This window comes from Ruegeria sp. B11 (assembly GCF_056539785.1).
Map to the genome: position 1 here is coordinate 151,710 of NZ_JBQFVO010000003.1, position 11,868 is coordinate 163,577.

The 11,868-nt window shown below is 58.7% G+C and carries 15 protein-coding genes and 2 tRNA genes; 11 read left to right on the plus strand and 6 right to left on the minus strand.

Annotated elements, in window-relative coordinates; translation table 11 throughout:
• Positions 1 to 243: 243 nt before the first annotated feature.
• Entirely contained in the window at positions 244 to 3,681 is a 3,438-nt protein-coding gene (locus tag ACR0I1_RS12465) for a pyruvate carboxylase (protein ID WP_480706726.1), read from the plus strand.
• Positions 3,682 to 3,752: 71 nt separating this feature from the next.
• Complete coding sequence (locus tag ACR0I1_RS12470; protein ID WP_480706728.1) at positions 3,753 to 4,136, plus strand: MAPEG family protein; 384 nt, start codon at positions 3,753 to 3,755, stop codon at positions 4,134 to 4,136.
• A gap of 9 nt (positions 4,137 to 4,145) precedes the next feature.
• On the opposite strand, the gene ACR0I1_RS12475 is transcribed toward ACR0I1_RS12470, so the two are convergent.
• Entirely contained in the window at positions 4,146 to 4,298 is a 153-nt protein-coding gene (locus ACR0I1_RS12475; protein WP_170609401.1) for a hypothetical protein, read from the minus strand.
• A gap of 149 nt (positions 4,299 to 4,447) precedes the next feature.
• Here ACR0I1_RS12475 and ACR0I1_RS12480 point away from each other — a divergent pair.
• The 3 genes from ACR0I1_RS12480 to ACR0I1_RS12490 all read left to right on the plus strand — a co-directional run bounded on the left by ACR0I1_RS12480 (position 4,448) and on the right by ACR0I1_RS12490 (position 5,582).
• A tRNA-Gly gene (locus ACR0I1_RS12480) sits at positions 4,448 to 4,522 on the plus strand.
• Between the two features lie 33 nt (positions 4,523 to 4,555).
• A tRNA-Gly gene (locus ACR0I1_RS12485) sits at positions 4,556 to 4,630 on the plus strand.
• An 85-nt stretch (positions 4,631 to 4,715) separates the two neighbouring features.
• Positions 4,716 to 5,582: a GNAT family N-acetyltransferase gene (locus ACR0I1_RS12490; protein WP_170512318.1), complete on the plus strand. Its 867-nt coding sequence runs from the start codon at positions 4,716 to 4,718 to the stop codon at positions 5,580 to 5,582.
• On the opposite strand, the gene ACR0I1_RS12495 is transcribed toward ACR0I1_RS12490, so the two are convergent.
• Positions 5,579 to 5,818, minus strand: coding sequence for an Lrp/AsnC family transcriptional regulator (locus ACR0I1_RS12495; RefSeq protein ID WP_170325761.1), 240 nt, complete (start codon positions 5,816 to 5,818; stop codon positions 5,579 to 5,581). The two genes, ACR0I1_RS12490 and ACR0I1_RS12495, sit on opposite strands and share 4 nt — an antisense overlap.
• Positions 5,819 to 5,972: 154 nt before the next feature.
• On the opposite strand from ACR0I1_RS12495, the gene hisB reads away from it, so the two are divergent.
• Together hisB and hisH are read left to right on the plus strand one after the other, a co-directional pair.
• Positions 5,973 to 6,560, plus strand: a complete 588-nt coding sequence (hisB, locus tag ACR0I1_RS12500) for an imidazoleglycerol-phosphate dehydratase HisB (RefSeq protein ID WP_480706730.1) — start codon at positions 5,973 to 5,975, stop codon at positions 6,558 to 6,560.
• Positions 6,561 to 7,199: an imidazole glycerol phosphate synthase subunit HisH gene (gene hisH / locus ACR0I1_RS12505; RefSeq protein ID WP_170401427.1), complete on the plus strand. Its 639-nt coding sequence runs from the start codon at positions 6,561 to 6,563 to the stop codon at positions 7,197 to 7,199.
• A 3-nt stretch (positions 7,200 to 7,202) separates the two neighbouring features.
• On the opposite strand, the gene ACR0I1_RS12510 is transcribed toward hisH, so the two are convergent.
• The gene (locus ACR0I1_RS12510; protein ID WP_170563813.1) at positions 7,203 to 7,604 is read right to left on the minus strand and encodes a DUF2147 domain-containing protein; all 402 of its coding nucleotides are present in this window, start codon (positions 7,602 to 7,604) and stop codon (positions 7,203 to 7,205) included.
• Between the two features lie 134 nt (positions 7,605 to 7,738).
• On the opposite strand from ACR0I1_RS12510, the gene hisA reads away from it, so the two are divergent.
• Positions 7,739 to 8,458 carry a 1-(5-phosphoribosyl)-5-[(5-phosphoribosylamino)methylideneamino]imidazole-4-carboxamide isomerase gene (hisA, locus tag ACR0I1_RS12515; protein ID WP_170401433.1) on the plus strand — a complete coding sequence of 240 codons (720 nt, stop codon included), beginning with the start codon at positions 7,739 to 7,741 and terminating at the stop codon, positions 8,456 to 8,458.
• 1 nt (position 8,459) lies between these two features.
• Here the strand turns inward: hisA and ACR0I1_RS12520 are convergent, their stop codons facing one another.
• A complete protein-coding gene (locus ACR0I1_RS12520; RefSeq protein ID WP_480439179.1) occupies positions 8,460 to 8,906 on the minus strand; it encodes a DUF302 domain-containing protein in 447 nt (148 codons plus the stop codon).
• 120 nt (positions 8,907 to 9,026) lie between these two features.
• On the opposite strand from ACR0I1_RS12520, the gene hisF reads away from it, so the two are divergent.
• The 3 genes from hisF (at position 9,027) to ACR0I1_RS12535 (ending at position 10,720) form a co-directional block, all read left to right on the plus strand.
• A complete protein-coding gene (gene hisF / locus ACR0I1_RS12525) occupies positions 9,027 to 9,788 on the plus strand; it encodes an imidazole glycerol phosphate synthase subunit HisF (RefSeq protein ID WP_480706733.1) in 762 nt (253 codons plus the stop codon).
• Positions 9,785 to 10,102: a phosphoribosyl-ATP diphosphatase gene (locus ACR0I1_RS12530; protein ID WP_170401439.1), complete on the plus strand. Its 318-nt coding sequence runs from the start codon at positions 9,785 to 9,787 to the stop codon at positions 10,100 to 10,102. The genes hisF and ACR0I1_RS12530 overlap by 4 nt, the downstream gene beginning before the upstream one ends.
• Positions 10,103 to 10,171: 69 nt before the next feature.
• The gene (locus tag ACR0I1_RS12535) at positions 10,172 to 10,720 is read left to right on the plus strand and encodes a hypothetical protein (protein WP_480586685.1); all 549 of its coding nucleotides are present in this window, start codon (positions 10,172 to 10,174) and stop codon (positions 10,718 to 10,720) included.
• A gap of 53 nt (positions 10,721 to 10,773) precedes the next feature.
• Here ACR0I1_RS12535 and ACR0I1_RS12540 read toward each other — a convergent pair whose 3' ends face one another.
• Together ACR0I1_RS12540 and ACR0I1_RS12545 are read right to left on the minus strand one after the other, a co-directional pair.
• Positions 10,774 to 11,190, minus strand: coding sequence for a VOC family protein (locus ACR0I1_RS12540; RefSeq protein WP_480706735.1), 417 nt, complete (start codon positions 11,188 to 11,190; stop codon positions 10,774 to 10,776).
• A gap of 120 nt (positions 11,191 to 11,310) precedes the next feature.
• Entirely contained in the window at positions 11,311 to 11,781 is a 471-nt protein-coding gene (locus ACR0I1_RS12545) for a CoA-binding protein (protein WP_170392089.1), read from the minus strand.
• Positions 11,782 to 11,868: the final 87 nt, after the last annotated feature.

Below are 11,868 nucleotides of genomic sequence, written 5' to 3' on the forward strand. Positions count from 1 at the left end.
TTGTTCGCTCAAATCAAATAGAATCATCCCTTCAAAGGGCGCAGCGAGGATATTCGGAGAAACGGGCATTATTTGCTCTTTCCCACGGGGGATTGATGCCGCAATGCAGCATGTGCAATAAGTTTGCGCAAAAGGGCGGCGTTTGCGAGCGTTAACATGCCGGTTCTACCCAGAACTACATATGTACGTGGCCGTATTGTCCGCCTATGCACAAGGCCACAGCCATTAAGACCGGGACCTGAAATGACAGACTTCAAGAAAATCCTGATTGCCAATCGCGGCGAGATTGCCATCCGTGTGATGCGGGCAGCCAACGAGATGGGCAAGCGCACCGTCGCGGTCTTCGCCGAGGAGGACAAGTTGGGCCTGCACCGGTTCAAGGCGGATGAGGCCTATCGCATTGGCGCAGATCTGGGACCGGTTGCGGCGTATCTGTCGATTGACGAGATCATCCGGGTGGCCAAAGAAAGCGGCGCAGATGCGATCCACCCCGGTTACGGTTTGCTGTCCGAAAACCCGGATTTCGTGGATGCCTGCGTTCAGAACGGCATCACCTTCATCGGACCCAAGGCCGAGACCATGCGCGCGCTAGGCGACAAGGCCAGCGCTCGGAAAGTGGCGATTGCCGCCGACGTTCCGGTTATCCCGGCGACCGAGGTGTTGGGTGACGACATGGCAGCCATCAAGGCCGAGGCAGCCGGGATCGGCTATCCGCTGATGCTGAAAGCGTCTTGGGGCGGTGGCGGACGCGGGATGCGCCCGATCCTGTCCGAGGATGAGCTGGAAGAGAAAGTGCTGGAAGGCCGCCGCGAAGCCGAGGCCGCCTTTGGCAACGGTGAGGGCTATCTGGAAAAGATGATTACCCGTGCCCGCCATGTTGAGGTGCAGATTCTCGGCGATAAGCACGGTGAGATATACCACCTCTATGAACGCGATTGTTCGGTCCAGCGCCGCAACCAGAAGGTCGTGGAACGCGCGCCTGCCCCGTACCTGACCGAAGAACAGCGCGCCGAAATCTGCGAGCTGGGCCGCCGTATCTGCGCCCATGTGAACTATGAATGCGCGGGCACCGTCGAGTTCCTGATGGATATGAACACCGGCAAGTTCTACTTCATCGAAGTGAACCCGCGCGTGCAGGTGGAACACACCGTCACCGAGGAAGTCACCGGCATCGACATCGTGCAGGCTCAGATCCTGATCGCCGAGGGCAAGACCCTGATCGAGGCCACCGGCAAGGCCACGCAGTCCGACATTCGCCTGAACGGCCACGCGCTGCAGACCCGCGTGACCACCGAGGACCCACTAAACAACTTCATCCCCGACTATGGCCGCATCACCGCCTATCGCTCGGCCACCGGCATGGGCATTCGTCTGGATGGCGGCACCGCTTATGCAGGCGGGGTGATCACGCGGTATTACGATTCGCTGCTGACCAAGGTGACCGCTTGGGCCCCAACGCCAGAAAAGGCGATTGCGCGGATGGACCGTGCGCTGCGGGAATTCCGTGTGCGCGGTGTTTCCACCAACATCGCATTTGTCGAAAACCTGCTAAAGCACCCGACTTTCCTGTCGAATGAATACACCACCAAATTCATCGATGAGACACCGGACCTGTTCCAGTTCAAGAAACGCCGCGACCGGGGCACCAAGGTTCTGAACTATATCGCCGACATCACTGTGAACGGGCATCCCGAAACCAAGGATCGCCCGATGCCGCGCCCCGACCTGAAAGAGGCCAGGCCCCCCGCGCCCAAGGCCGAACCGCAGATGGGCACCCGCAACCTGCTGGAGCAAAAAGGCCCGCAGGCGGTGGCTGACTGGATGAAGGCGCAGCGTCAGCTGCTGATCACCGACACCACCATGCGCGACGGGCACCAGTCGCTGCTGGCAACCCGGATGCGCTCGATCGATATGATCAAAGTAGCACCTAGCTATGCTGCGAACTTGCCGCAGCTATTCAGCGTCGAATGCTGGGGCGGTGCAACCTTCGATGTCGCCTATCGCTTCCTGCAGGAATGCCCTTGGCAGCGCCTGCGTGATCTGCGTGAGGCGATGCCAAACCTGATGACCCAGATGCTGCTGCGCGGGGCGAACGGGGTTGGCTATACCAACTATCCCGATAACGTGGTGCAGGAGTTTGTGCGTCAGGCGGCCAAGGGTGTCGACGTGTTCCGCGTGTTCGACTCGCTGAACTGGGTCGAGAACATGCGCGTCGCCATGGACGCGGTGATCGAAAACAACAAGATCTGTGAAGGCACCGTTTGCTATACCGGCGATATTCTAGACCCGGACCGTGCTAAGTATGACCTCAAATACTATGTCGGAATGGCCAAGGAACTGCGTGACGCTGGCGCACATGTGCTGGGCCTGAAGGATATGGCCGGACTGCTGAAACCGGCCTCCGCCAAGATCCTGATCCGGGCGCTGAAGGAAGAGGTCGGGCTGCCGATCCACTTCCACACCCATGACACCGCAGGCATTGCAAGCGCCACCATTCTGGCCGCCTCCGAGGCCGGTGTGGACGCGGTGGATTGCGCGATGGACAGTTTCAGCGGCAACACCTCTCAGGCAACGCTCGGCACCGTGGTCGAGGCGTTGCGCCATACCGAGCGAGACACCGGGCTGGACATCAAGGCCATCCGTGAGATCAGCGACTATTTCGAGGCAGTGCGTGGCCAATACGCGGCCTTCGAGTCCAGCCTGCAGGCCCCGGCCTCCGAGGTATATCTGCACGAAATGCCTGGTGGTCAGTTTACCAACCTCAAGGCACAGGCGCGTTCGCTTGGACTCGAAGAACGCTGGCACGAGGTTGCTCAGATGTATGCGGACGTGAACCAGATGTTCGGCGATATCGTCAAGGTGACGCCGTCGTCCAAGGTGGTCGGTGACATGGCGCTGATGATGGTCAGCCAGAACATGACCCGCGCGCAGGTCGAAGACCCGAACACTGATGTCGCCTTCCCCGACTCGGTGGTGGACATGATGCGCGGCAATCTGGGTCAGCCTCCGGGCGGGTTCCCCGATACCATCATCCAGAAGGTCCTGAAGGACGAGGCCCCCAACACCGAACGCCCCGGCAAGCATGTCGAAGCGGTCGATCTCGAGGCCACCCGCGCCGATTTGTCCAAACAGCTTGAGGGCAAAGAGATCGATGACGAGGACCTGAACGGATATCTGATGTATCCCAAGGTGTTCCTCGACTATATGGGCCGTCACCGCACCTATGGCCCGGTCCGCACCCTCCCCACGCGCACCTTCTTTTACGGCATGGAGCCGGGCGAGGAGATCACCGCCGAGATCGATCCCGGCAAGACGCTGGAGATTCGCTGTCAGGCCATCGGCGAGACGGACGAGAATGGCGAGGTTCGCGTGTTCTTCGAACTCAACGGTCAGCCCCGCGTGATCCGCGTGCCGAACCGTTTGGTGAAAGCATCAACCGCTCAGCGGCCAAAGGCCGAAGTTGGTAACCCCAACCATATCGGCGCGCCAATGCCGGGTGTCGTTGCAACTGTTGCCGCTGTCACAGGTCAAGAAGTCAAAGAAGGCGATCTACTGCTGACCATCGAAGCGATGAAGATGGAAACAGGTATCCACGCCGAGCGCGACGCGGTGGTCAAGGCCGTTCACGTCCAGCCCGGAGGTCAAATCGACGCCAAGGATCTGCTGGTCGAACTGGAATAACCGGTTTAGCCTTCTAAGCTAATAAGGGCCGTTCGGGGAACCGGGCGGCCCTTTCAACATCAGGAGGCCGCATGCTGACCATCACCCCGATCTACGCCGCGTTGATCGCATTTCTGTACGTCGCACTCAGCGTGAATGTCATTCGGCAACGCCGGGTGGGCAAAATATCGGTCGGGGATCATGGCGACAAGGCCATGATCAAGGCAATGCGAACGCATGCGAACTGCGCCGAATACGCTCCCTTTGCTTTGCTGCTTATCGCCATGGTCGAACTGCAAGATGCTGGCGGCTGGCTTGTGAACCTGCTGGGGATGTTACTTTTGGCGGGCAGGCTTCTGCACGCTTATGGTTTTGGCAAGACCCCACAGATCATCATCCTGCGCCAGATCGGAATGGGTCTGACCTTCACTGCAATTCTGATTGCCGCGATCGCGAATCTCGCATTGGCTGTTTGAGCGCGCGATTTAGCCCGTCAAAACCTGCGTCTCGATCAAAGGAGCATGCGGGAGGCTAGGCTGCGCCTCTGCCAGTGTTTCATCGCTCTGACTGTAGATCACGGTGGTAAGAACAATCAGCGCCGCCAATGCCGCCATTTTAATGTCTGCAATATCTTTCATTTCCTCTGCCCAATCCCTTATTTCGTTCATTGCTATATCTCTTGAACACCGCAGCCCCGAATTTCCGTCGAAAGATTTTTTGCTGTTTTTTGTGTTTTTCCGCTTGCAGCCTCGTGTGGGAATTTATACATCCCTCCTCACTCAACGGCGCGGGCGTAGCTCAGGGGTAGAGCATAACCTTGCCAAGGTTAGGGTCGGGCGTTCGAATCGCCTCGCCCGCTCCATTGAGAGGTCTACGGACCATATAAGTATCTGATGCGGGCGTAGCTCAGGGGTAGAGCATAACCTTGCCAAGGTTAGGGTCGGGCGTTCGAATCGCCTCGCCCGCTCCAGATACCAAACTCTCCGAACATGCTGGTTCTTTCGCGATTGCTGCGGCATCTTTGCTGCACATGAAATCACGACGGAGATGCGGATATGCCCGATTACGTCATTCGCGCCTTAACAGCAGACGAACTTCAAACCGCTGTAGATTGGGCGGGACAGGAAGGCTGGAACCCCGGGCTGCACGACGCGGTCTGTTTTCGCAGTTCGGACCCCGAAGGATTCAAGGGCGGTTTCCTGGACGGCCAGATGATCGCGTCCGCATCCGCCGTGAACTACGATGATGCCTACGCATTTCTTGGCTTCTACATCGTGCGTCCCGAGTTTCGCGGCTCGGGATACGGATTGCAGGTCGCCGAAGCGGTCAAGGCACATTGCCAGGATCGTAACATGGGCATGGATGGTGTGGTCGAACAGCAGGACAACTATCGGAAATTCGGTTTTGAACTGGCGTATGACAATTATCGATTCGCGGGCACCGTCGGCGGCATCCTGGATGCCCTGGGTCGCGTGGAGGACACTCGGGTTCGTCCAATCAACGCACTAACCGATGATCTAAAGTCGTATGACCGAGGCCTGTTCCCCGCCGCGCGCGACACGTTCTTGCGCGGCTGGTTGGAGGCACCCAGCCACGTTTCGCGGGTGTTTGAGGAAAATGGGCGGATCAAAGGCTATGCAACGTTGCGGCGCTGCCTGAGCGGGTACAAGGTCGGGCCTCTGTTTGCCAACAATCCACAAATCGCGCAGGCGCTTTTGGTTTCCCTTCTGACGACGCTACCCGCCGATCAGGCAAAGGCCGAGGTATTCATCGACAAGCCTAATCCAAACGCACAAGCCATGGAATTGGCCAAACAGTTGGGGCTGACCAAGGTATTTGAAACGGGGCGTATGTATTCCAGTCACGCGCCGGACATCGACCTTGACCGGATATATGGCATCACGACGTTTGAACTGGGTTAGAACGCCTTGAACGTCATCGTGGTCAGCGAGCGTTCGATATTGGGAATCACCAGCAGGTTTTCGTTGATGAAATGGCCCACATCCTCGGTTTCGGGGATGTAGAGCTTCAGCAGCAGGTCGTATTCGCCGCTTGTGGAATACAATTCGGAATGGATTTCACGCAGCGCGATCTCTTCGGCGACTTTGTAAGTGGTGCCGGGTTTACAACGGATCTGGATGAAAACGCAGGTGGACATGGGCCGGGCCTTGTTGGTTCGTGTTGCCCGCAGGCTGGCACGGGCCGCGTCCGGGTGCAATCCCCTGCAACAGTTTGCGACGAAGGCTTAAAGCGGTCTGGATAGGTCGCCCATCCGGGTCTATAAGCGCGCCTGTAGCAAAAGGAATTCGCCCATGCGCAGCGCTAAGATCAGCCGTCAGACCGCCGAAACCGAGATTTCGGTCGAGGTCAATCTGGACGGCACCGGCCAGTATGACAACGAGACCGGCGTCGGGTTCTTTGACCACATGCTGGATCAATTGGCGCGGCATTCGCTGATCAACATGACGATCCGTGCCAAGGGTGATTACCACATCGACGACCACCACACGGTCGAAGACACCGGGATTGCGCTGGGTCAGGCACTGACGCAGGCGCTAGGGGATAAAAAAGGTATTCGTCGGTACGGAGAATGCCACCTGCCGATGGATGACGCACAGGTGCGTTGTGCGCTGGATCTCTCGAGCCGTCCGTTCTTGATCTGGAACGTGGATCTACCGACGCAAAAGATTGGCACATTCGACACCGAGCTGGTGCGCGAGTTCTTTCAGGCGCTCAGCACCCATGGCGGGATCACCCTGCATATCGATCAGTTGCATGGTTTCAACAGCCACCACATTGCCGAGGCCGCCTTCAAGGCCGTTGCCCGTGCTTTGCGCGATGCGGTCGAAACCGACCCACGCAAGGCGGATGCGATTCCCTCGACTAAGGGCGCGCTGTAGATGCTGACAGCCATCATTGACTACGAGAGCGGTAACCTGCACTCGGCGGAGAAGGCGTTTCAACGGATGGCCCGCGAACTGGATGCGGGCGAGGTCGTCGTGACATCGGATGCAGATGTTGTCGCGCGGGCTGATCGATTGGTTCTGCCCGGTGATGGCGCTTTCCCGGCATGCGCCGCCGAGTTGCGCGGCCACAAAGGCATCTATGACGCTATGGTAGAAGCCGTCGAGCAGAAAGGCCGCCCGTTTCTGGGCATCTGCGTCGGAATGCAGCTGATGGCGACCAAGGGCCATGAATATGCTGAGACCGACGGTCTGGGCTGGGTCGCAGGTGATGTTGTGAAGATCGAGCCCTCGGACAGCGCGCTCAAGGTGCCACATATGGGCTGGAACGATCTGATTCTGGAAAGCGACCATCCGGTCTTTGACGGGATAAAATCAGGCGATCACGCCTATTTTGTGCACTCCTACCACTTCCGGGTGATGGATCCGGCGCAACGGCTGGCCTATGTGGACTACGGGCAAGAGGTCACGGCCGTGATTGGCCGCGACACTATGGTTGGGATGCAGTTTCACCCTGAGAAAAGCCAAGACGTTGGCCTGCGGATGATCGGCAATTTCCTGACCTGGAAGCCCTGAGATTTACTGAACCCGTGTCCAGACCTGACCTCGGCAGACCAGACCCCCAACGGCACATCCCTTAACGGTCAGTTTGTTCTGGCTGTCCAGCGTCATTTTCGAGCTATAGGTTTTGTCGCGATCCGGGGCCCAGATTTTGCCGTCGTCATAGCTGCCGTTGCCCTCGGGGATCATGTCCCAGATGATCTGCTTGCCAAGGTTTTCGTACTCCAGCTGTTGGTTGCCTTGAGCATCAAATGCGCTGTCGATAGTTCCGCAGATGGCGCTGCCACATTCCGAAATCGACACATGCAAATAGCCGCCCGTATCGCCCGGAGCGGTCTTCCACAGCCCGTCTACTGGATCGGCAGCAAAGGCGGTGGTGGCCATCGCAGCGAAGACCGCTGCAAGAGAATATGTCTTCATGGTTATCTCCCTGTCTTTCCGGTCAGTCTGACCTGCCGTTCGGCACCGGGCAAGAATGACTTAGCGTCGCGTTGCGCCCCTGCCCTGCCTGTGCGATATCCCGCGCGTGTAACAGTGATATAGGGCCGCCCGAAATGATCCTCTACCCCGCCATCGATCTGAAAGACGGCAACGCCGTGCGCCTGCTGCGTGGTGAAATGGATAAGGCGACGGTCTTTAACGAAGACCCTGCTGCGCAGGCCCGCGCCTTTGTCGAGGCTGGTTGCGAGTGGCTGCATCTGGTTGATCTGAACGGTGCTTTTGCCGGGGAACCTGTTAATGCGGCACCCGTTGAGGCAATTCTGAAAGCCTGTGACGTGCCCGCGCAGCTAGGCGGCGGCATCCGCGATATGGCCACGATCGAAACCTGGATCGAGAAAGGTCTGGCGCGGGTGATTCTGGGCACCGTTGCAGTCGAAAACCCTGATCTGGTGCGCGAAGCTGCCAAAGCCTTCCCGGGCAAGGTAGCCGTCGGTATAGATGCCCGAAACGGCATGGTTGCCACCAAGGGCTGGGCCGAAGAGACCGACGTACAGGTCACCGATCTGGCGCACAGTTTCGAGGACGCGGGCGTGGCAGCGATCATCTATACAGACATCAACCGCGACGGTGCGATGCAGGGTCCGAATATCGAAGCCACGGCGGCGCTCGCGCAGGCGGTTTCGATTCCGGTGATTGCCTCGGGAGGCGTCAGCTCACTGGACGACCTGATCGCCCTGCGCGATTGTGGCGTCGAGTTGAACGGCGCGATCTCTGGCCGCGCGCTATATGATGGCGCGATTGACCTAAAAGAGGCCATTCGCGCCCTGAACTGAGTTATTGAGCAGCGGCGGCGGTCAGTTTCGCCAAAGCGCCGCGCATCTTTTCGATGACGGGGGATTTCTCGACTTCGTCGAGCTCGTCCATCGTCTCTTTCGGATCTTCATAAGCCAGCCAGACCTGTCCGTTTGCGTCTTCGTAGGCCTGCACCTTCAGCGGCAAGAACAGCCCCGCGCGCGGGTCGATCTGCATGGCGGGAGTGCCCAGAGCCGGGTTGCCGAAAATCAGCACCTGATTGGCCGGGATCGGCGTTCCGACCTTTTCCGCCCCCGCCGCGTGATCCACGCGGGCAAACACGGTAGCGCCCGCATTGCCCACGGCGGCTTCCAGCGCGTCCAGCGCCTCGGCCACAGATTTGTTGGTTTCCACTTTGATGATGTCGTCAGCCATGGCGGACAGGGCGCCTCCGAATGTGAGAATTGAAGCCAAAAGAAGTTGTCGCATTTGCGTAATCCTTTTCATAAATTTCACCCCTAATTTCCATGGCTTCGCGACAGATCACAATCACAAGTCTGGCATCGGCGGGGCTTTGCCGGTACAGGTGCCCCGAGCAAAGGAAAGCCCATGCTGAAAACCCGCATCATTCCCTGTTTGGATGTCGCCGATGGCCGTGTGGTCAAAGGTGTGAATTTCGTTGGCCTGCGCGATGCTGGTGACCCCGTGGAATCGGCCAAGGCATACGACGCCGCCGGAGCGGATGAGATCTGCTTTCTGGACATCCATGCGACGCATGAGAACCGCGGCACGATGTTCGATGTGGTCCAACGCACGGCAGAGCAGTGCTTTGTGCCTCTGACTGTAGGTGGTGGCGTGCGCACCAAAGATGACGTGCGGGCCCTGTTGCTGGCGGGGGCTGATAAGGTCAGCTTTAACTCGGCCGCCGTCGCGAATCCGGACGTCATCGCCGAAGCAGCGGATCAGTTCGGCAGCCAATGCATTGTCTGCGCCATTGACGCCAAGACCGTCAGCCCCGGCAAGTGGGAGATTTTCACCCATGGCGGGCGCAAGCCAACAGGCATCGACGCGGTTGAATTTGCCAAAACCGTTGTCGCCAAGGGCGCGGGGGAAATCCTGCTTACCTCGATGGATCGCGATGGCACCAAGGCCGGGTTCAACCTGCCCCTGACCCGCGCGATTTCCGACGCGGTAGATGTGCCGGTCATCGCCAGCGGGGGCGTGGGCAATCTGGATCATCTGGTCGAAGGTGTGACCAAAGGTGGCGCCAGCGCGGTACTTGCCGCCTCGATCTTCCATTTCGGCGAATACACCATCCACGAGGCCAAAGTGCATATGGCCGCCGCTGGCATTCCGATGAGGCTGACATGAGCATTCTGCACGATCTGGCGGCTACGATTGAGGCCCGTAAAGGGGCAGAACCAGACAGCAGCTGGACCGCCAAGCTGTTGGCCAAAGGTCCCGAGAAATGTGCCGAGAAATTCGGCGAAGAAGCCATTGAAGCAATCATCGAAGCCGCCAAAGGGGACAGGGGAAAACTGACCTCCGAGGCGGCTGATGTGCTTTATCACCTGCTAGTGATGCTGGCCGCGCGCGATGTTGCGCTGGATGATGTGCTGGGCGAACTGGCCCGTCGACAGGGCACCAGCGGCATCACGGAGAAGGCATCCCGACCAAAAGACTAAGCGGGTTTCGTGCGATGACCCGGCCCGCTATACTGCGGCTTCGGGTGCATTGAGGCAAAGGACGCGCAGATGATCAGAGCTTTGGTGTTCGCGGCAGCGCTTGCCACCCTCGCCGCCTGTGCCACCCCTCCCCCGTCTTCCGGAGATGAGGTCCAGCGGCTGGCGGCTGAAATCCAAAGCCTCGGCCCCGATATCGACCCGGAAGAGGCCACCCGCGCCGCCCGCATCGCCTATGCCTATACTGCGCAACTGGCGCAGGAATACGAGATCACCGACCCTCCGCTTATCCACAACGCCAAGGTCAACAAGGGTCTGCGTCCGCGTGGTCTGTGCTGGCACTGGGCTGAAGATATTGAGCGGCGACTGGATCAGGAGCAGTTCCGCACTCTGGAAATGCACCGCGCCATCGCCAACGCGGATAACCCGTTCCGCATCGACCACAGCACTGCCATTATCAGCCGCAAGGGAGAGAGCATGTACGAAGGCGTTGTCTTGGATCCCTGGCGCTATGGCGGAGTGCTATTCTGGTCGCCCCTGGTTGAGGACACCCGTTACGAGTGGGTTCCACGCGAAGTGGTTCTGGAAAAGCGGCGACAGGAACAAACATCCAGCCCGTGAGACTGAGCTTCTGCGGGCAGTGATCGAAGCGCCATAGCGACCCGACGAAAGCGTTACCCGTCGCGCCCCGGCTCGTTTGGATTGCTGGAAAACAGCGCGATTTTGTTGCCCTGAGGATCGCGCAGATAGCCGACATAGAAATTCGGACCATACGAGGCGCGAAAGCCCGGCTGGCCTTCGTCAGACCCGCCTGCGGCAAGCGCAGCGGCGTGAAGGTCGCGAACCTGCTGTTGGGTGCGCGCCTCAAACGCCACCATGGACCCGTTGCCAGCCGAAGCCGCGCCTCCATCAAAGGGTGATTTTACATAGAACTCGGGCTGAACCGGGGATTGCCCCGGCGGCACTGGCAGCGCATAGCTCAAGTCTCCGTGATACCGCTCCAACGCAAAACCAAGGGCGGGCAGGAACGCCGAATAAAACCGCTCGGCACGCGTGATATCGTCAACACCAACAGTCACATAAGCAATCATTCCGCATGGTCCTGTCTTATTGGTTTGCTGAATGGGTATAGGTCAATTGGACCTCCCCCTCAACAAATGCACCATTTCTGTTCAATTCAGGCCGGGACGTAGACACAAACGTCAGGGCCGTCACAGCTTGGACGAAATCACTCCAGTCGCAAACCCACCCATACGCAGTTCGCCAAACAAGCGCTGATATTCGATCTTGGGGCAGCGGTTCATGACTACGTCGATATCGCGGGCCTGCGCTTTAGCAGCGGCCTCGGCATGTTCAACTCCGATCTGCATCCAGATGGTGCGCAAGTCGGGAAACGCATCCAGCGCCTCGTCGACAATGGGTGGCACGGCCTCGGAGCGGCGAAAGATGTCAACCATATCGACGGGCTCGGGAATATCGGACAGCGAAGCCTGCACCGTCTGGCCAAACAGCATCTTGCCTGCATGGCCCGGATTGACCGGAATCACCCGATATCCCTTGAGCGACAGATAACGCGCCACGTAATAGCTGGGCCGCACCGGGTTCATTGAAACCCCAACCACCGCAACCACTTTGGTGCGCCTAAGGATTTGGGTCAGAACATCGTCGGAGTAGTCATTCATGAGCACACCATAAGCAAGCGCATGCAAAGAAAAAAGCGCCCAGGAAACTCCTGAGCGCCAGTTGTTGGAACGAGGGACAGTGAAATG